14 protein-coding genes are annotated in these 19,238 nt (G+C 75.9%); 8 read left to right on the forward strand and 6 right to left on the reverse strand.

Going from position 1 to position 19,238, the window contains the following annotated elements; genetic code table 11:
• Positions 1–13: 13 nt before the first annotated feature.
• Positions 14–1,969 carry a 3-oxoacyl-[acyl-carrier-protein] synthase III C-terminal domain-containing protein gene (locus KDL28_RS11260; protein WP_252437489.1) on the reverse strand — a complete coding sequence of 652 codons (1,956 nt, stop codon included), beginning with the start codon at positions 1,967–1,969 and terminating at the stop codon, positions 14–16.
• Between the two features lie 103 nt (positions 1,970–2,072).
• The gene (locus KDL28_RS11265) at positions 2,073–3,254 is read right to left on the reverse strand and encodes a CaiB/BaiF CoA transferase family protein (RefSeq protein WP_252437491.1); all 1,182 of its coding nucleotides are present in this window, start codon (positions 3,252–3,254) and stop codon (positions 2,073–2,075) included.
• 626 nt (positions 3,255–3,880) lie between these two features.
• Here KDL28_RS11265 and KDL28_RS11270 point away from each other — a divergent pair.
• Complete coding sequence (locus tag KDL28_RS11270) at positions 3,881–4,075, forward strand: hypothetical protein (RefSeq protein ID WP_252437493.1); 195 nt, start codon at positions 3,881–3,883, stop codon at positions 4,073–4,075.
• Positions 4,076–4,198: 123 nt separating this feature from the next.
• On the opposite strand, the gene KDL28_RS11275 is transcribed toward KDL28_RS11270, so the two are convergent.
• Positions 4,199–4,645, reverse strand: coding sequence for a MarR family winged helix-turn-helix transcriptional regulator (locus tag KDL28_RS11275; RefSeq protein ID WP_252437495.1), 447 nt, complete (start codon positions 4,643–4,645; stop codon positions 4,199–4,201).
• Positions 4,646–4,739: 94 nt separating this feature from the next.
• Between KDL28_RS11275 and KDL28_RS11280 the strand changes: the two genes are divergently transcribed.
• From KDL28_RS11280 to ald, 3 genes are all read left to right on the forward strand, one after another.
• Positions 4,740–5,756 carry a universal stress protein gene (locus KDL28_RS11280; protein ID WP_252437497.1) on the forward strand — a complete coding sequence of 339 codons (1,017 nt, stop codon included), beginning with the start codon at positions 4,740–4,742 and terminating at the stop codon, positions 5,754–5,756.
• 118 nt (positions 5,757–5,874) lie between these two features.
• Entirely contained in the window at positions 5,875–7,341 is a 1,467-nt protein-coding gene (locus KDL28_RS11285; RefSeq protein WP_252437499.1) for a hypothetical protein, read from the forward strand.
• Between the two features lie 34 nt (positions 7,342–7,375).
• Entirely contained in the window at positions 7,376–8,506 is a 1,131-nt protein-coding gene (ald, locus tag KDL28_RS11290; protein ID WP_252437501.1) for an alanine dehydrogenase, read from the forward strand.
• Between the two features lie 19 nt (positions 8,507–8,525).
• On the opposite strand, the gene KDL28_RS11295 is transcribed toward ald, so the two are convergent.
• Both KDL28_RS11295 and KDL28_RS11300 read right to left on the reverse strand, forming a co-directional pair.
• The gene (locus KDL28_RS11295) at positions 8,526–10,682 is read right to left on the reverse strand and encodes a WD40 repeat domain-containing protein (protein WP_252437503.1); all 2,157 of its coding nucleotides are present in this window, start codon (positions 10,680–10,682) and stop codon (positions 8,526–8,528) included.
• A 131-nt stretch (positions 10,683–10,813) separates the two neighbouring features.
• A complete protein-coding gene (locus KDL28_RS11300) occupies positions 10,814–11,923 on the reverse strand; it encodes a hypothetical protein (RefSeq protein ID WP_252437505.1) in 1,110 nt (369 codons plus the stop codon).
• Between the two features lie 174 nt (positions 11,924–12,097).
• Between KDL28_RS11300 and KDL28_RS11305 the strand changes: the two genes are divergently transcribed.
• Both KDL28_RS11305 and KDL28_RS11310 read left to right on the forward strand, forming a co-directional pair.
• Positions 12,098–13,384 carry an acyl-CoA dehydrogenase family protein gene (locus tag KDL28_RS11305; RefSeq protein ID WP_252437507.1) on the forward strand — a complete coding sequence of 429 codons (1,287 nt, stop codon included), beginning with the start codon at positions 12,098–12,100 and terminating at the stop codon, positions 13,382–13,384.
• A 294-nt stretch (positions 13,385–13,678) separates the two neighbouring features.
• On the forward strand, positions 13,679–15,829 hold the full coding sequence (locus KDL28_RS11310; protein ID WP_252437510.1) for a DEAD/DEAH box helicase: 2,151 nt from the start codon (positions 13,679–13,681) through the stop codon (positions 15,827–15,829).
• An 8-nt stretch (positions 15,830–15,837) separates the two neighbouring features.
• On the opposite strand, the gene KDL28_RS11315 is transcribed toward KDL28_RS11310, so the two are convergent.
• Complete coding sequence (locus KDL28_RS11315; RefSeq protein WP_252437514.1) at positions 15,838–17,046, reverse strand: trans-sulfuration enzyme family protein; 1,209 nt, start codon at positions 17,044–17,046, stop codon at positions 15,838–15,840.
• A gap of 83 nt (positions 17,047–17,129) precedes the next feature.
• On the opposite strand from KDL28_RS11315, the gene KDL28_RS11320 reads away from it, so the two are divergent.
• Both KDL28_RS11320 and KDL28_RS11325 read left to right on the forward strand, forming a co-directional pair.
• Positions 17,130–18,587: a protein adenylyltransferase SelO gene (locus KDL28_RS11320; protein ID WP_252437516.1), complete on the forward strand. Its 1,458-nt coding sequence runs from the start codon at positions 17,130–17,132 to the stop codon at positions 18,585–18,587.
• Positions 18,588–18,622: 35 nt separating this feature from the next.
• Positions 18,623–19,111 carry a hypothetical protein gene (locus tag KDL28_RS11325; RefSeq protein ID WP_252437519.1) on the forward strand — a complete coding sequence of 163 codons (489 nt, stop codon included), beginning with the start codon at positions 18,623–18,625 and terminating at the stop codon, positions 19,109–19,111.
• Positions 19,112–19,238 lie beyond the last annotated feature (127 nt).

A 19,238-nucleotide genomic window follows, 5' to 3' on the forward strand; every position in this document is an offset into this window, starting at 1 on the left:
GAGTTGCTGCCGGTCACTCGCCGAAGGCCGTGCGGACGTCGTCGCTGGTCGTGGCCATGGGCACGCGCGAGGCCGTCGGTCCCTCGGCGCCGGCGGTGCGCTCGGGCGCGACGACCGCGGGGTCGATGGTGAGCACGGCGTAGCCGCCGACGGCGCCGGCGCCGAAGCCGGGCGCGAAGACCCGGGTCGGCCGGCCGATCACCCCGTCCCGGACGGCGTCGTACAGCGCGATCGGGATGCTCGCGGCCGAGACGTTGCCCATCTCGGCGATGTCGAAGTAGAGCTGCTCCTCGGCCAGCCCGGCCTGCCGGGCCAGGTCGACGATCATCGTCTTGTTGGCCTGGTGCGGGACGATCAGCTCGACGCCCTCCAGCAGCGACCGGCCGGGCTCGTCGGGATCGCGCTGCTCGGTCAGCTCGGCGATCATCTGGTCCAGGTAGCGGCGGACCAGCGACTTCACCTCCGGCCCGTAGACGGTGATGTCGTTGTCGAACTCCGGGTTCGGCCAGACGATCGAGTTGACCTCGCTGCCGGGCCCGCTCGCGTAGGTCTGCAGCACGTGCACGTCGCCCGGCTCGCCCGCCTCGGCCGGTCCGACGACGAGCCCGGCGGCGCCGTCCCCGAAGATCATCCGGGAGGTGCGGACGCTGCCGATCTTGTCGGAGAACTTCTCCACGCAGACCAGCAGCACCGGTCGGCGCACCTCCTGCAGCAGCCGCACCGCCTCGGACAGCCCGTAGGGCAGCCCGGCGCACGCCGCCACCAGGTCGACCGACGCGTGCGTCTGCAGCATGCCCAGCTCCCCGGAGAGCCAGCACGCGATCGACGGGATCAGCCGGTCGCTCGTGCAGGTCGCGACGATCACCGCGCCGATCTCCTCGGCGGTCCGGCCGCTGTGCCCGAGCGCCGCCCGCGCCGCGTCGAGGGCGAGCTGCTCGATCGGGCGGGCGGTGTAGCGGCGCTGCTCGATGCCCGTCTTCGCGGCGATCTCCGCGGCGGTCATCGGCGACCAGGAGAAGCTGGAGTTGCGGATGACGTCGTCGTTGGTGCAGACCAGCTCGCCGCGCACCACCGAGAGCGCCTCCAGCCGCGCCGTCACGTCGAACACCTCGCGCACGCGCATCGGCGGGTAGGGCCGCACCGGCGGGCGGGCCTCGGCCACCGGCCGCGGCGCCGGCACCACCGGGTCGTCGGCGGCGTCGCGGACGCGGTCGATGAACGCGGCCACCTCCCGTCCGCGCGGGTGGTAGGCGATCACGAAGTCGTCGTCGCCGATCTCCCCGACCGGGCGCAGGGCCGCCTCCGCGCGCTCCCACGGGTGCTGGTTGTGCAGCACCATCGACCAGCGCTGCAGCGCCTCCAGCTCGGGCACGCCGTCGTCGGCGTCGAGGATCTCGGGGAGGGAGAAGACGCGGTAGTCCGGGTCGTGGCGGGGCAGCACGAGGGTCAGCGCATCGGGGCGGTCCAGCATCTCGCCCACCGTCGGCGGGATCGGCGGCAGCTCGGTGGCGTGGTGGCGCTTGTGCCCGAAGACGTCGAAGAGCAGCGCGAAGATGCGGTCCTCGCTCTCGGCGTCCCAGGTGGCGGGCAGGTCGGCGTAGCCGCGCTCGACCGCCGCGACCTTCCGGTCGCCGTCCTCCCACGGCGTGAGCAGCGGCAGGAAGACGTCGGAGCGGTGGCGCGGCACGTCCCGCCACCGGGTCGGCCGCTTGTCGAACATCGGCAGCGCGTACCGGTTGACCCAGTACAGGTTCTGCCCCAGGTCGCGCAGCAGCGCGAAGCGGTGCGGGTACGCCCCCGACTCGACCCGGGACAGGATGTCGGCCCCGGTCGGCGCCTTCGACTCGAAGTCCCGCCCGATCACGGCGGCCAACTGGTCGAGGGTGTCCAGCACCGAGAAGTCCAGCGCACCCAGCACCGTGGCCGGGAACACCAGCCTGCCGTGCCGGTTGATGACGAACGGCTTCATCCGGTCTCCCACGTCGGCTGCCGCCCACGTAACCGGGCGGGAACGCGCCGGCACAGGCGGCGACCGCTCTCTCCCGCTGAGCGGGAACGGGTCGGGCCGCGCGCTACACGACCCCGGCGGCCCGCAGGGCGGCGACCTCGTCCGCGGTGTAGCCCAGCTCCGCGAGGACCTCGTCGGTGTGCTCGCCCAGCTCAGGGGCCCGCGACCGGATCACCCCCGGCGACGCCGAGAGGACCGTGGGGAACCGGGCCAGCGGCACGGGCTTCGCCGCGGTCGGGTACTCGACGGGCTCGAACACCCCGATCTGCTCGACGTGGGGCAGGTCGAGGACCTCCTGCGCGGACAGGACCGGCCCGCCGGGCACCTTGTGCCGGTCCATCTCGGCCAGGCACTGCTCGGTGGTGCGGTCGGCGCACCACGCCCCCATGTAGGCCGACAGCGCCGCGCCGTTCGCGCCGCGGGCGAGGTCGTCGGTGAAGCGCTCGTCGTCGACGAGGTCGGGCCGCCCGATCATCGCCGCCCAGCGGGCGAACTGGGCGCGGCCGACGACGAAGCACATCACCCACCCGTCGCGGCTGCGGTGCACGTCCACCGGGCCCGCCGTCTGGCCCCGGTTGTGCGAGGCGGTGCGGTCGATGCCGAGCATCGCCTGCTCGATGAGCGTGCTGCTGTTCCACGTCAGCGCCGTGCGCAGCAGCGCAGCCTCGATCAGCTGGCCCTGCCCCGTCCGCTCGCGGTGCATCAGCGCCGCCAGCGTCGACAGCGCGGCCAGCGCGGCGGTCGAGAAGTCGACGTAGGGCACCCACGAGCGCGACGGCTGCCCCTCGGGACCCGTGAGGTGCACGTTGCCCGACGCCGCCTGGGCGAGCCCGTCGAAGCCGACCCGGCGGCTCCAGTCCCCGCCGGACCCGAAGGCGTTCACGGTCGTCAGGATGATGTCGGGCTTGATCGCCGCGAGCGTGGCGTAGTCCAGGCCCATCGTCGCCAGCGTCTCCGGCGGCAGGTTCGCCACCACCACGTCCGCCTGCGCCACCAACCGCTCGACGACCGCCCGCCCCCGCGGCGCGACCACGTCGAGGGTCAGGCACCGCTTGCCCCGGTTGCACTGCAGGTACGTCGCCCCCACACCGTCATCGGTGACCGGAGCCATCCACCGGTCCTCACCACCGCCGACCCGCTCGACCCGGATGACGTCGGCCCCCAGGTCGGCGAGCAGCGCGGCGCAGTAGGGACCCGCGATGAACCGCCCCAGATCGAGCACCCGGACCCCGGAGAGAACTGCCACGCCTCGACCACCTCGTCGTCGTCGGCCACGCGGCCTCGTCCGACGTCTACCGCCTCGACCCGCCGCGATCAACACCGCGCCCTGATCGGACCAGCGCCTGATCGTTCTCAGAACGGCGGCTCGGTGCCGGTGGTCGGTGGTGCCGGCGCCTGCGGCTGCGGACTGGTCATCGGGATGTGGGTGGCCGGGCCGGGCCCGTCGTCGACGCGGTCTGCTGGCGCACCGACCACCCCGCCCCGGGCCGGTGCCGCCCGCGATTTCCCGGCGGTCCGCCCCGGCGCCTGCGCAGCACCCGATCCCGCACGGCGGTCGCGGTCTCGGCGGGCAGGTTGGCGGTGGCGTCGAGGACCGCACGAACCGTGGTCGCGTCGAGACGCCCGTCGCGCCACGCCTGCCGCGTCGCCGACGATTCCACGTCCGACCGCTGAACCTGGGCGAGTCGTATCGCCGTCGTCCGGTGATCCGGGCTGCTCGGTGCTGATCGCCGAGGAACGGAAGCGGCGCGGCAGCGAGAACCGACCCGACCACCGCGTGACCCCGCCGCCACCCACCGCGAACGAAGAGAGAGCGAACGCACGCCATCCGGTACTTGACCAGACAACCTACCGGGAGCAGCGTTCCCGCCCATGACCGTCCGGCGGCCCTTCCCCCAGCCCGCTGTCCACCACATCGATCGCGACGTCGCGGTGGCCGACACCAGCACCGGCGTGCTGCTGACCACCACCTGGCCGAAGGCCCTGCTCACCCCCGAGCAGGCCCGGTCGCTGGGCTGGGCCCTCATCGAGGCGGCCGAGTTCGTCGACGCCCGGATCCCCGACTGAGCGCCGGACCCGCGCTGGCGCAGGCCGGGGCTCGCCCGTGGGAACCACCACTGCTCCGATGAGCGAGGACCGGAAGGACGCCGGGCATCCTCGACCGGACGGTCCGCCGCCGCGGTGAACCGCTCAGCCGGGCCCGGCGCCGTCGTGCCAGATCGGCAGGGCGAGGACGTCGCCCATCCGGCGGAGCTCGTCGCGGTGCAGCGCGCTGAGCCGGCCCAGGATCCGCTCCCCGTCCGCGGTGAGCTGCACGCGAACCGCGCGCGCGTCGTCCGGGTGCGGGGCGCGCTCGACGAGCCCCTGGTCCTGGGCCCGGTTGACCAGTTCGACCACGCTGTGGTGGCGCAGCTGGAGCCGGTCGGCCAGCTCCCGCACCGAGGCCCACTCCCGCCCGGGGAAGCCCTTGAGCGCCAGCAGCAGCTGGTAGTGCTGCGGTGTGACGCCGTGGCTGCGCACCGTCTCCTCGCTGAAGCGCAGGTAGCGGCGGATCCCGAAGCGGAACCGGGCCAGCGCCTCGAAGTCGGGCTTCGTCAGGGCCCCGGGCGCTCCGTCGACGTCGTCCGGCTCGGTCACCCGGGAACTGTATCGCTGGACGATGTATCGCTGTACGATACTAATCCTCCGGTCGTCCGCCCGGACGGCAGACCTCGTCACCCGGAGGTGCGTCGTGCTCAGCGACCACGAGCGGCTCGACGACGGCCCGTCGGACGGTCGCGCCCCGGTCGTCGTCGGCGTCGACGGCGCCGGCTCGGCCGCGACGGCCGTGGACTGGGCCGCCGCCGAGGCCGCCGCGCGCGGGTGCCCCCTCCGCCTCGTGCACGCCTTCCACCCGCCCCCGCCCGGCGACCTGTACGGCGTCGCGACCGCGTTCGACGGCCCCCTGGAGGCCCGCGACGCGGCCCGCGCCGTGCTGGCGGAGGCCGCGAGCCGCGCCCGGGCGGTCACCTCGGAGACCGTGGTGTCGATGGTGCCCCGCCACGGCACCCCGGCCGGGGTCCTGCTCGCCGAGTCCGCGGGTGCGCAGCTGCTCGTCCTGGGCACCCGCGGCCGGTCCGGCCTGCGCGGGCTGCTGGGCATGTCGGTGTCCGCGCGCGTGAGCGCGGGGGCCTCCTGCCCGGTCGTCGTCGTCCACCCGGCGCGGCGCGACGACGACCCGAGCCCCGCGCCGGCGCGGGTCGTCGTCGGGATCGACGCGACGACCTCGTGCGCCCCCGCGGTCGGGGTGGCCTTCCGGGCCGCCCGGCAGCGCGGCGTCCCGCTCGTGGCCGTGCACGCCTGGGCCGCGGACCCGCCCGCCGACCTCGAAGCCGTCGCCGGCTGCTCGACCGTCGCCGCGGCGATGGCGCGCAAGGCCGTCGACCGCGCGCTGGAGCGCTGGACGGCCGAGTTCCCCGACGTCGCGGTGCACACCCTGCTCGTCCGCGGGGACCCCGCCCGCGCGCTGCTCGCCGCCTCCCGGGGCGCGGCCCTGGTCGTGGTCGGGTCGAGCGGCCGGGAACGCGTGCGGGCGACGCTCGGCCCGGTCAGCCGCGCCGTCCTGCAGCACAGTCGCGGCGCGGTCGCGGTCGTCCGCCCCGACGGCGCGCGGAGCACCCCGCGACCGGCCGGGCTCGGCGACGACCTCGGACGACGGGGCTCCTGGCGGCACCGCCGCTCGCCGGGCGCGGACGGCCCACGGCGCTGACGCCCGTCGTCGGCGACCGGTCCGGTCCCGAAGCCCGTGCGCCTTGCGTGGTGCGAACCGCCGATCCGGCAGATCATGGGCGCGGAACTCCGGTGCCCGCCGGACGACGAGGAGACCGATGAGCAGCGAGCCGCACGGGATCGCCTTCCCCGCCGACGCCTCGGGCCGGCGCAGCAGCACGGCCGTCGGCCGGGGCGTGATCGCCGACGCCCTGCGCCCGGTCGATCCGGCCGGGGCACGGGCCGCCGAGCAGGAGACGGCCTGGCGGGGCCGCTACCTCGTGCACTTCCGCCGGCAGGTGGAGGCCGGGCTCGGGGAACCGCGGGACTGGCTGGCCATGGCCGCGGCGGGGCTGGACTCGATCGCCGACCGGATGGCGGTGGTCCGCGACGGCACCGACGCCCCGGTGCGGACGCTGCTGACCGACAGCCCGGACCGGGAGCTGGGCACCGTCGAGCTGCGCGGTACCCGCCCGCCCGCCGAACGGTTGGCGATCCCCTACCGGGGCCGCGAGCTCGCGGGCGACGCCCTGCGCGCCCAGCTCGACGGGTGGGTGGCGGCCGGGGTCATGGAGCCCTCGGCCCGCGACGCGGTCGGGGTCGTCATCGACAACCCGGGCTGGCTGGCGCTGCCCGGCCGGACCGTCGCCGTGCTCGGGGCGGGCGCGGAGATGGGGCCGCTGCCCGCGCTGCTGCGCTGGGGGGCGACCGCCGCCGCCGTCGACCTGCCGCGGCCCGCGGTCTGGGAGCGGATCGCGCGGCTGGCCCGCGACGGCGCGGGCAGGCTGCTCGTGCCGGTCCGCGAGCCGGACACCGGGCGCGGGCTCCCGCACAGCGCGGGCGTCGACCTGCTCGCCGAGGTGCCCGCCGTGGCCGAGTGGCTGCTGACCCGGCCCGAGCGGCTGGTCCTGGGCAACTACCTCTACGCCGACGGCGGGGTGCACACGCGCATCTCGCTCGCCGCGGACGTGCTCGCCCAGCGGCTGCAGGCCGCCCGCCCCGACCTGGCCCTGGCGTTCCTGGCCACCCCGACGGACGTGTTCGCCGTCCCGGGCGAGGCGGTCGAGCACTCGGTGCGGGCGTACGCGCGGCGCTCCCGCACCGCGAAGCTCCTGGGCAGGCCGCTGCGCTGGGCGAGCCGGGGCCGGCTGCTGCACCGGGCGTACCAGCCCGGCGCCGACCCCGGGGTCTGCGACGCGCTCGTGCCGGCCCAGGGGCCGAACTACGCCCTGGCCAAGCGGATCCAGCGCTGGCGGGCCGCCGTGGCGCGCGACGCGGGCGCGACCGTCTCGTTCCACGTCGCGCCGTCCAGCCGCACCAGCTCGGTGGTCAAGAACAAGGCGCTCGCCGCGGCCTTCGCCGGCGCCCACCGGTTCGCCGTCGAGATCTTCGAGCCGACCACCGCGAACGCGCTCATGGCCGCGCTGCTCGTGCACGACCTGAGCACGACCCCCGTCACCCACCCGCACCCGTGGCGCGACGAGGCCGACGGCGCCGTGCATGGTGGACTGTGGCGCACCCCGTACGCCCCGCGCAGCTCGCTGGGCCTGGCGGCCGTCCTCGGCTACACGACAGCGCGCATGTGAGGCCCCGGCTCCCCGAACCGGAAGGAGACACGCCGTGAGCGGACTCGTCGTCGGAGTTCCCAGCGAGATCAAGGACAACGAGAACCGGGTGGCGCTCACCCCCGACGGCGTCGTCGAGCTGGTACACGCCGACCACCGGGTGGTCGTGCAGTCCGGTGCAGGCACCGGGTCGCGGTTCAGCGACGGGGAGTTCGCCGCCGCGGGCGCGGACGTGGTGGGGAGCGCGGACGAGGTGTTCGCCGCCGCGGACCTCATCGTCAAGGTCAAGGAGCCGGTGCCTGCGGAGTACCACCGCTTCCGCGAGGGCCAGCAGCTGTTCACCTACCTGCACCTGGCCGCGGACCGCGGGCTCACCGAGTTCCTGCTGGAACGGCGGATCGACGCCATCGCCTACGAGACCGTGCAGACCGCCGACGGCAAGCTCCCGCTGCTGACCCCGATGAGCGAGGTCGCCGGCCGGATGGCCGTGCAGGCCGCCGCGCACCACCTGGAGAGCCCGGCCGGCGGCGCGGGCATCCTGCTCGGCGGGGTCCCCGGCACCCCCGCGGCGAAGGTCCTGATCATCGGCGGCGGGGTGTCCGGCACCGAAGCGGCCAAGATCGCGCTGGGGATGCGGGCCATCGTCCGGGTCCTGGACACCAACCCCAGCCGGCTGGCCTACCTGTCCGACATCTTCGGCGGGCGCCTGGACCTGGTCACCCCCAACCGGGCCCGCACCGCGGCCTACGTCGCCGAGGCCGACGTCGTGATCGGCGCGGTCCTGGTGCCCGGGGCCAAGGCGCCCAAGCTGGTCAGCCGGGAGATGGTGGCGGCGATGCGGGCGGGCAGCGTGGTCGTCGACATCGCCATCGACCAGGGCGGGTGCTTCGAGACCAGCCGCCCGACCACCCACTCCGACCCCGTCTACGTCGAGGAGGGGGTCATCCACTACTGCGTGGCCAACATCCCGGGGGCGGTCGCGCGCACCTCGACGCTGGCCCTCACCGCGGCCACGCTCCCCTACCTCGTCCGCGTCGCGCGCCACGGCGTCCGCGGCGCCGCCGAGGCCGAGACCGCCCTGCGCCTGGGCCTGAGCACGTTCGGCGGGAAGCTGGTCACGCAGCCGGTCGCCGAGGCCCACGACCTGCCCTTCACCGACCCCGCCGACCTGCTCGCCACGCGGTGAGGCGGGAGCCGCCGCCGGCTCAGCGCGGGCAGACCGGCTGCTGCGGGCGGTCGGGCAGGTACCGCGCCCACTCGGCGGGGTCGAGGTCGCGGCCGACGATCCCGCACAGGCGCTCGCGCAGCGCGGCCGCGTCCAGGTCCCACCGCAGGACCTCGCCGCCGTAGGTGGTCGCGACGAGACCGGTCCCGTTCGCGCGGAACCCGACCCCGGTGATGAGGGCACCGCTGAGGACGGCCCGCTGGGCCAGCGTCCCGGTGTCGGACAGCACGACGAGCCCGGCCGTGTCACCGGAGGCCAGGGTGCGCCCGTCGGGGCTGAACGCCACCGCGGTGACCCGCTCGCGGTGCCCGGGCAGGACCGCGAGCCCGTCCTCGCCGTCGTCGCGCAGCGTCCACAGCACGACCCGCCCGTCCATGCCCGCCTGGGCGAGCCGGGTGCCGTCCGGGCTGAACGCGAGGCCGGTCGTGCCCAGCCGGCTGGAGCCGTCCAGGGTCCGGATGCGGGTCCGGGCGGCGACGTCCCACAGCCCCACCCCGTCGACCGACGCCGCGGCGAGGGTGCGCCCGTCGGGGCTGAACGCGATGGCCATGCCCCCGGGCAGCGCCTGGTCCTGCAGGGTGCCGACGCGGGTCGCGGAGGCGGTGTCCCACAGCTCGACGCGGCCGTCGAACAGCCCGACGGCGAGCACCGCCCCGTCCGGGGAGAACGCGGCGGCCACGGCGCCCGCGTCCGCCCGCAGGGCCGCCTGCTGCTGGGGGTTGCCCGCGCCGAGCCGCCACAGCAGCGTCGTGCCCGAGCCGTGCACGACCGCGAGCGCGGACCCGTCGCGGGCGAACGCCACCCCGTTGGCCTGGCCGTCGCCGGTCAGGACCTGGTCGGGCTGCGCGACCCCGGCACCCGGGCGCACATCGCGCAGCACCGTGGTGCCGGCGGCGTCGGCGGCGGCGACCACGTCGCCGCTCGGGTGCACCGCCATCGCCAGCAGCTCACCGAGGACCGCGCCGACCGGCGCGGCGCCGGTGCGGCCGGCGTCCCAGACCGCGACGGCGCCGTCGTGCGCGCCGGACGCCACGGTGCGCAGGTCCTGGCTGATGGCCACGGCGGTGACGTCGGCCAGCGGGCCGACGTACTCCTGCTGCTCGCCGGTGACCAGGTCCACGGTGAGGAGCGCGCCGTCGCTGGTGGCCGCCAGCAGCACCTGCTGGTCGAGGAACCGCAGGTGCTCGATCGCCGTGCCGTACCCCGGGATCGTGGCCAGGACCACGCCGTCGACGACCTGGCGCACCTCGACGGTGCCCGCCTCGGCGCCGCTGTAGGCCGCCACCGTCCCGTCCGGGCTGAACGCGAGGGCCGCGCTGCCGGACGCGAACCCGTCCCAGACGTCGACCACAGCCGCGGTGGCCGAGTCCCACAGGGTCACCGAGCCGTCCGCGGCCCCGGCCAGCAGGAGGCGCCCGTCGGGGCTGAACGCGACGGTGGAGACCATGCCGCCGATCCCGGGGAGCAGGTGGCGCTGGCGCCCGGCGGCGGCCTCCCAGACCAGCACCTCGCCGCCGAGGCCGCCCTGGGCGACCAGGCTGCCGTCCGGGCTCACCGCCAGGCTGCGCGGGCTGTGCCCGGAGGCGAGCCCGGAGCGCCTGCTGCGGGTCGCCACGTCCCAGACGGCGATCTCCGACGCGCCCGCGGCGTAGAGCGTGCCGCCGTCGGGGCTGAACGCGATGTCGCCGGTCGCCGCCCCGGCCAGCTCCCCGACCGGGGCGCGCCCGGGCATCGCCCACAACCGGACGACGCCGTCGACGCCCGCGGTCGCCAGCAGGTCGCCCGCCGGGGCGAAGGCGATGTCCCGCACCCGGTCGTCGTGGGCGTCGAGGTAGCCCAGGACCTGGTGCTGGTGCTCGGCCGCCCGGACCAGCGCGTCGTGCCCCTCGTCGGTCTCGGCCACCCCGGCCCCGGCCAGGGCCAGCAGCACCGCCCGCTGCGGGTCGACGGCGAACACGTCGTCCGCCCGGGTCGCCAGCAGCCGGGCCTCGGCGGCGTCGCGCTGCCGGGCGGCCTCGGCCGCGTCGCCCACCGAGACCACCACCGCGATCACCACGACGGCCACCAGCAGGACCAGCCCCGACCGGACGGCGTCGACCCACTGCGGCCTGCCGCGTGCGGCGTCCTCGGTCGTCACGATCGGTGCTCCCCCCGAAACCCCGCGTCGCCGACCGGGTGAGTCGCGACGATGCCGGTCACCCTACGGAGTCGGGTGCTCGGGAGCCGGTGCCGGTGCCCGTCGGTGGCCGGACGCGCTTCCCGGCGCGGTCATCCGGCCGCCGGGCCCTCCCAGAGCAGCGCGTCGTCCGCGTCGAAGGCCCTGACCGTCAGCGCCCGGGGATCCGCCGGGGCGCCGGGCGGGGCCTGACCGGCGAACGTCCCGCCCGCCACGACGACCTGCCACAGCGGCCCGTCGCGGGCGGCGACCTCCATCCGCACGACCTCCGCCCGGACCGGGCCCCCGACGAGGTCGGGTCCCAGGTCGGGCAGCGGGCCCAGCCAGTTGAAGGGGCGCGCGTCCCCGTCGGCGACCCCCGGCCCCCACGGCCGGAAGGGGGTGACCTCGCCGGGGGCGACCGAGCACCCCCCGACCCCCGAACCGCCCGCCGCGACCAGCAGCGACGCCGGCTGGTCGCCGCGGCGGTACGCCACGACCTGCGCCGTCTCCCAGCCGCCCGACGCCGGGTCGGCGCCCGCCTCGGCCAGGCAGCGGCGCAGCAGGTCGGCCGCCCCCGCGGAGCGGTCGGGGGGCACGGAGCGCCGGTCGACGACCCGCACGGCGGGCGGAGCGAGCCGCGCGGGCGCCCCGACCGCGCGGACCCCGCCTGCGTCGCCGATCGCCACGGCGAGCTGGCCGGGATCGGTGATCGGGCCACTGCCCACCCGGACGAAGTAGCGGTCGCCCGCCCATGCCTTCGGGCGCTCGCCCGCCGCGGTCACCTCGACCCGCTCCCCCGCCTGCGCGACCGCGGCGAGCACCCCGCCCGGCGTGCTCAGCACCAGCAACGCGCGGTCGACCGGGACCGCCGCGCGCGGGTCGGAGACCTCGACGACCGACGGGCCGGTCGCGCAGACGAAGGGCACCTCGCCGTCGAGCAGCGTCACCAGCACGCCGTCGTCGCGGTGCCCGGCGAGCGGGCGCCAGTCGCCCCGCTCCGGGTAGTGGGCCGCCAGCCCGGCCGCCCCGAGCGCGCCGACGCACCGGTCCAGGCTCTGGGCCTGGCGGTCCAGCACCTGCGGGGCGGGCCGGAACGGGGCGGGCGGGCCCGGCCCGCTCCCGCTGCCCCACCCGGCCGGGAGCACCACGGCGGCCACGGTCGCCGCCGCGGCCACGGCGGCGGCCCACGGAGCCAGCGACCGCTTGCGCTCCGCGTCCACGCCGCTGCCCTCCTCGACGGGCCGACCGCCACCGCCACCCGGGTCCAGTGTCGGGCGTCGGGCCCGTGCGCGGTAGGACTCGCCCGGGGAGGAAGGCGCACCGGGGCGGGTCACCGTGCAGCGCGGCCGTCGCCGTGGTCTGCTCCGCGCACCACCTGTCGACCGGAGGCAGCAGTGACCGATCCGACCGCAGCCGTCGCCCCACCCACCGGTGAGAACCCGCGCGCCGAGCACGTCGAGGCCGAGGTGAGCCCGGTGTCGGGCGACGACCTCGCCCGCGCCCGCGGCACCGACTTCTTCCACGTCGAGGAGCACCTCGACGCCCGCGAGCTGGCGGTGCTGCACCGGGTCCGCGCGTTCAGCGACGAGGTCGTCGCCCCGGTGGCCAACGACTACTGGGAGAACGCGGAGTTCCCGGCGCCGCTGCTGCCCGCCTACGCCGAGCTCGGGGTGGCCGGCGGGGCGCTGAAGGGCAACGGCTGCCCCGGCCTGTCCCCGCTGGCCGAGGGCATGGTCACCGCGGAGTTCGCCCGCGGCGACGGCAGCGTCTCGACCTTCCACGGCGTGCACTCCGGGCTGGCCATGACCACCATCGGCATGCTGGGCTCCCCCGAGCAGCAGCAGCGCTGGCTGCCCGACATGGCCGCGGTGCGCCGGATCGGGGCGTTCGCGCTCACCGAGCCCGAGCACGGCTCCGACGTCGTCCGCCTCGACACCCGCGCCCACCGCGAGCCCGACGGCTCGTGGACGCTGCACGGGCGCAAGCGCTGGATCGGCAACGGCACCGTGGCCGACGTCGTCGTGGTGTGGGCCCGCGACGACGACGGACGGGTCGGGGCGTTCGTCGTGGACCAGCCCGACGGCGCGGGCGACCCGGTGCCCGGCTACGCGGCCCGCCGGATCGTCGGCAAGACGGCGAACCGGGCGGTGTGGCAGGCGCAGATCGAGCTCGACGGCGTGCGCGTCGACGGCGACTGCCGCCTCGAGCTGGCCCGCAGCTTCGCCGACACCAACCGGGTGCTGGCCAAGTCGCGCCAGACCGTGGCCTGGGAGGCGCTCGGGCACGCCGTCGCCGCCTACGACGCCGCGGTCACCTACGCCCTGCGGCGCGAGCAGTTCGGCCGCTCGCTGGCCGGGTTCCAGCTCGTCCAGGACAAGCTCTCGCACATGCTCGCCGACATCACCGGCATGCAGACGATGTGCGTGCGGATGTCGCAGCTGCAGGCCGAGGGCCGGGCCGCGCTGGAGCACGCGGCGCTGACCAAGCTGGCCACCGCGTCGGCGGCCCGGCGGGTGTGCGCGATGGCCCGCGACATCCTCGGCGGCAACGGCATCCTGCTCGACCACCACGTCGCCCGCCACCACGCCGACATCGAGGCCGTCTACACCTACGAGGGCACCGACTCGGTCCAGTCGCTCATCGTCGGGCGGACCATCACCGGTATCAGCGCGTTCACGTGATCGGCGCGCCACCGCCGGGCGGGAGGCGCTAAGCTCGGTGCAGGGGTCGGCCCAGCTCGTCCGGCGAAGGTCGGCCCCGTGCGGTGGGTGCCGCGGTTGTCGACTGGTTCCCCGTGCCTTCCCGGGCCCGGGCCGTCCGGCCCCGCGGCGTCGTCCCCCCGCAGACCAGTGGCGGCGGGGTCGCGCGCTGGAGGAGCCGATCCGGCCCTCCCCGCGGCGCCCGACCGCCGAGCGCAGCACGGTGTGCGGTGCGCCTGCCACGGCAGCGCACCGGGCACTCAGGAGGAGGAGTTAGTGGCTCGACGAGGCCAGCCCCAGACGAGGGCTCGCCGTAGCGGCCCGACCGACCGTCGGCGCGGCCGCGACCGCGCCCGCGAGCGCGACCGCGGCCCCGAGGACGTCATCTCGGTGGCCGCCCGCGCGGTGCGGGAGGTCGAGGCGGCGCTCCGCAACGGCAGGGCGACGTCGACGACGCGGGCGAAGTTCCAGGTCGTCGCGCTGCTGCTGCGCGACGAACGTGCCCGGATCCGGGCCGAGGAGGGCAGCACCGAGGCCCACCGCAACGAGCAGCTCAAGCGCCTCGACGGCATCGCGACGATCCTGGCCAAGACCGCGGTCCGCGACGCCGACCTCATGGCGCTGCTGGCCGAGGACGCCGTCGTCTCCCCCGAGGCGAAGGCGCTCAAGCGGGAGATGCTGCGCGACGCCGGCCTCGAGACGGCCCCCGAGGAGGCTCCGCCGGTCGAGCGCCCGACCGCGGCCGCCGAGAACGGCGTGGTCCCGCAGTCGGTGATCTCCCGGAAGCTGGCCAACCCCTTCCTCGCCCCCGACTTCTCCGCCGTCCGGCAGAGCGCGCCGCCCCGTTCGACGCGGCTGGCGACGTGGGAGCTGATCGGCCCGCTGCTGAGCTCGTTCGAGCGGGCGGGCACCGGCGCCTCGACGTCCATGGCCCTGCCCCCGCCGTCCGCCCGCAGCGCGCCCGGCGGCCGGGAGCTGATGCCGCACCAGGCCGAGCTCATCGCCGCGGCCGCGGCCGGGCACCGCACCTTCCTGCTCGCCGACGAGCCGGGGCTGGGCAAGACCGCCCAGGCGCTGCTCGCCGCCGGGGCGGCGAACGCCTACCCGCTGCTCGTCGTCGTCCCGAACGTCGTGAAGACGAACTGGGCCCGCGAGGCCGCGATCTGGACGCCGAACCGCGCCGCCACCGTCATCCACGGCAACGGCGACTCGATCGACGGCTTCGCCGACATCGTCGTCGTCAACTACGAGGTGCTCGACCGCCACGTCGGGTGGCTGGGCGACTTCGGGTTCCGCGGCATGGTCGTCGACGAGGCGCACTTCATCAAGAACAAGAGCTCCCAGCGCTCCCAGCACGTCCTGGAGCTCTCCGAGCGCATCCGGTCCTTCACCGCGCGCCCGCTGCTGATGGCCCTGACCGGCACCCCGCTGATCAACGACATCGAGGACTTCCGGGCCATCTGGCAGTTCCTGGGCTGGATCGACGAGACCAAGCCGCTCGCCGAGCTGATGCACGCCCTGGACGAGACCGGCCTGACCCCCGCCGACCCGGGGTTCTACGCCGCGGCCCGGCAGTGCGTCGTCGACCAGGGCATCGTGCGCAGGCGCAAGGTCGACGTGGCCGCCGACATCCCCGCCCGGCGCATCGCCGACCTCCCCGTCGAGCTGGACGGCGCGACCGGGCGCTCGATCCGGGCGGCCGAGCGCGACCTCGCCCGCCGGCTGGTGTCGCGCTACCAGGACGCGCTCGCCGCCCGCAGCTCCGGGCCCGTCGGCGACGGCATCGACCACGAGCTCGTGGCGCGCGTCGTGCGGCGCGAGCTGAAGGAGGCGGCCACCTCGACCACGTCCGGCGAGAACGTCTTCGGCATGATGCGCCGCATCGGCCGGGCCAAGGCCGGTCTGGCCGCCGACTACGCCGCGCAGCTCGCGCGGAGCGCGGGCAAGGTGGTCTTCTTCGCCAAGCACGTCGACGTGATGGACGCCGCCGAGGAGACGTTCGCGAAGCAGGGCGTCCGCTTCTCCTCGATCCGCGGCGACCAGACGTCCACGGCGCGGCAGAAGAACATCGACGCCTTCGTCGAGGACCCCGACGTCGCCGTCGCGGTGTGCTCGCTCACCGCGGCGGGCGTGGGCCTCAACCTCCAGGTCGCCTCCAACATCGTGCTCGCGGAGCTGTCCTGGACCGCGGCCGAGCAGACCCAGGCCATCGACCGCAGCCACCGCATCGGCCAGACCGAGCCCGTCACCGCGTGGCGCATCATCGCCGCGCAGACGATCGACGCCCGGATCGCCGAGCTGATCGACAGCAAGGCCGGCCTGGCCGCGCAGGCGCTCGACGGCTCCGAGGAGGAGGTCGGGTCCTCGACCGACGTGCAGCACGACGCGCTGGTCGCGCTGCTGACCGAGGCGCTGTCGGCGGGGTGACCGCCGCGTCACCCGTCGAAGGTGTGGTCTAGCGCGGCGCGGATGTCGGCGGCGAGGTCGGCGGCGTCCTCCAATCCGACGGAGAGGCGGAGGTGGCCGTAGCGGCGGAACCCGGGCGGGTAGGCGGCGACCCGGGGGCCGTCGGTGCCGACGTGGACGATGAGCGACTCGTCGTGGCCGAGCGAGACCGCTGAGGTGATGAGGCGCAGCCCGGCGACGAACCGGTTCTGGGCGGCGGGGTCGCCGTCCACGGCGAAGGAGATCACCGCGCCGAACCCGCGGCCGCCGAACTGCCGGGCGGCCAGGTCGTGCTGGGGGTGCGAGGGCAGGGCGGGGTGCGCGACGAAGGCGATCCTCCGGTCGCGGTCGAGCAGCTCGGCCAGCTCCCGCGCCGTGGCCAGGTGCTGGCGCAGCCGCAGCGGCAGGGTGATCGAGCCGCGCAGGATCAGCCAGGCGTTGAACGGCGAGATGACCCCGCCGACGTCGACCATCGCCTCCGACCTGATCCGCCCGATGAGCTCCCGGCTGCCGACGACCGCGCCGCCCATCGCGTCGCCGTGCCCGTTGATGTACTTCGTCAGCGAGTGCACGACCAGGTCCGCCCCGTCGGCCAGCGGCCGGTACAGCGGGGGCGGGGTGAAGGTGGAGTCCACCGACAGCAGCGCCCCGCCCGCGTGCGCGACGCGCGCGAGCGCCGCGATGTCGGCGACCTTCGTGGTGGGGTTCGCGATCGTCTCGACGTGCACCAGCCGGGTGTTCTCCCGCACCGCCGCGGCCACCGCGGCGGGGTCGGCGGCGTCGACGAAGCTCACCTCGACGCCGTACTTCTTCGGCAGCAGCTCGGCGAACAGCCGCCAGGTGGCCTCGTAGGTGACGTCGGACACGACCACGTGGTCGCCGGTGCCGACGAAGGTGAAGAACACCGCGTGCAGCGCGGCCACCCCGCTGGCCAGCGCCACCGCGTCCGCGCCGCCGTCGAGCGCGGCGAGCTTCTCCTGCAGGGCGAGCTGGGTCGCGCCGGAGTTGCGGGTGTAGAGCGGGACGTCCGTGCCCGACCAGCTCATCGTCGACGGGTCCTCGGGCAGGGCGTAGGAGTTGGCCATCACCAGCGGCGTGCGGATCGCGCCGCTGCCCTCGTCGACGCGGTTCCCGGCGTGCACGGCCTGCGAGGCGAACGCGAGCGACGACGGGCGGTGCTTGTCAGGGCGGGCGGCCATACCGCCACGCTAGGACACCGGCGCTGGCCGGTCGCCGGGCTCGACACCCAGCCGGGGTCCGGTTCAGTCCGTAACCTGGGGACATGACCGTCGCGCAGACGCTGTTCGAGTTCGACGACTCCTACGCGCGGGACGTGCCGGGCCTGTCGGTCCCGTGGTCGGCCGCACCGGTGCCGGAGCCCCGGCTGGTGGTGCTCAACGAGGAGCTGGCCGTGGAGCTGGGCGCCGACCCCGCGGCGCTGCGCGCGCCCGCCGGGGTGTCGCTGCTGGTCGGGCACGGCCTCCCGGACGGGGTCACGCCGACGGCGCAGGCCTACGCCGGGCACCAGTTCGGCGGCTACGTGCCGCGCCTGGGCGACGGTCGCGCGCTGCTGCTGGGCGAGGTGCTCGACACCGCCGGCCGGCGCCGCGACCTGCACCTGAAGGGGTCCGGGCGCACCCCGTTCGCCCGCGGTGGCGACGGCAAGGCCGCGCTGGGCCCCATGCTGCGCGAATACCTGATGGGCGAGGCCAACCACCACCTCGGGATCCCGACGACCCGGGCGCTCTCGGTCGTCGCCACCGGCGAGCAGGTGCCCCGGGAGTGGGGGCCGCTGCCCGGCGCGGTGCTCTGCCGCGTCGCCGCCAGCCACCTGCGCGTCGGCACCTTCCAGTACGCCGCCGCCTCGGGCGACCTCGACGTCCTGCGCGCGCTCGCCGACCACGCCATCGCCCGCCACCACCCCGCGGCCGCCGCGGCGCCCGACCGCTACCTGCAGCTCTACCGCGGCGTCGTCGACACCCAGGCCGAGCTCGTCGCCCGCTGGATGCTGGTCGGCTTCGTGCACGGCGTGATGAACACCGACAACACCACGATCTCCGGCGAGACCATCGACTACGGCCCCTGCGCGTTCCTCGACGCCTTCGACCCGGCCACCGCATTCAGCTCCATCGACCACGCCGGCCGCTACGCCTACGGCAACCAGCCCGGCATCGCCCAGTGGAACCTGGCCCGGCTCGGGGAGGCGCTGCTGCCCCTGATCGACGAGGAGGCCGGCGACGGGGCCGACGCCGCGGTGGAGGCCGCGACGGCGGTCCTGACCGGGTTCGCCGAGTCCTACCACCGGCACTGGGCGCAGGGCAGCGCCGCGAAGCTCGGGCTGACCGCGCCGAACCCGGAGCTGGTCGACGACCTGCTGGAGCTGATGCGCGCCCAGCGCGTCGACTTCACCGCGTTCTTCCGGGCCCTCTCGGCCGGCACCGCGCGGTCGCTGTTCACCGAGCCCGAGCCCTTCGACGCGTGGGCCGCGCGCCGGGAGGCCCTGCTGCCGGCCGACCGGGCCGCGGTGGCCGCGGCGATGGACCGGGTCAACCCCGTGTACATCCCGCGCAACCACCTCGTCGAGGAGGCGCTCACCGAGGCCACCGCGGGCGACCCGACCTCGTTCCACCGCCTGCTCGACGCGGTCTCGCGCCCGTACGAGGAGCGGCCCGGCCTGCAGCGCTACGCCGAGCCCGCCCCCGCGGGCTGCCCCCCGCACGTCACCTACTGCGGCACCTGACGCCGACGCGGCGACGACGGCAGCGGATGAGGCCGATGCGTCCCTGGTTGGTCCTGGCCGGCGGCGCCGCCGTGTACGCGGCGGCCACCGCGTGGGGGGCCGCGCGCTGGCCCGAGGACGCCGTCCCGCTGCACTTCGACGCGAGCGGCGCCGTGGACCGCGTCGGCTCCCGCACCGAGGCCGTGACCTCGCTGACCGTCCTCGGCGCGGTGATGCTCGTGCTCGGCGCCGGGTTGGTACTGCTCGCCCTCCGCGGGCCGCTGACCGCGTTCAACTTCCCGAACCGGTCGCACTGGCTCACCGCCGAGCGCCTCCCCCGGCTGCGCCGGATGCTCGCCACCGACGTCGCCGTCGTCATCGGGGCCACGCTGGTGTTCCTCGCGCTGCTCCCGCTGTGGACCACACTCGCGGTCGAGTCGGGCGCCGCGCCGTCACCGCTGCTGTTCTGGGGCCCCACCGCGGGCTTCCTGCTCGCCGTCCTCGCCTGGGGCGTGCGATCGGCCCGGCGCTACCGCGCGGGGTAGTGGGGCAGGGCGCGGCAGGCCGTTCGCCGCCGCGATCGCCGCCACGAGCGCGGGATGGTCGGCGCGCAGCCGCTCCATCGCCGCGGTGAGGTCCGTCGAGCGCTCCCCCTCGCCCAGCATCGCCCGC

Source organism: Pseudonocardia humida, from assembly GCF_023898865.1.
Lineage (GTDB): Bacteria > Actinomycetota > Actinomycetes > Mycobacteriales > Pseudonocardiaceae > Pseudonocardia > Pseudonocardia humida.

Coding starts and splice junctions, on each gene's coding strand:
- KDL28_RS11320 (WP_252437516.1), top strand. CDS start 17,130: ATGACCGTCGCGCAGACGCTGTTCGAGTTCGACGACTCCTACGCGCGG.
- KDL28_RS11285 (WP_252437499.1), top strand. CDS start 5,875: ATGAGCAGCGAGCCGCACGGGATCGCCTTCCCCGCCGACGCCTCGGGC.
- KDL28_RS11325 (WP_252437519.1), top strand. CDS start 18,623: ATGCGTCCCTGGTTGGTCCTGGCCGGCGGCGCCGCCGTGTACGCGGCG.
- KDL28_RS11315 (WP_252437514.1), bottom strand. CDS start 17,046: ATGGCCGCCCGCCCTGACAAGCACCGCCCGTCGTCGCTCGCGTTCGCC.
- KDL28_RS11260 (WP_252437489.1), bottom strand. CDS start 1,969: ATGAAGCCGTTCGTCATCAACCGGCACGGCAGGCTGGTGTTCCCGGCC.
- KDL28_RS11270 (WP_252437493.1), top strand. CDS start 3,881: ATGACCGTCCGGCGGCCCTTCCCCCAGCCCGCTGTCCACCACATCGAT.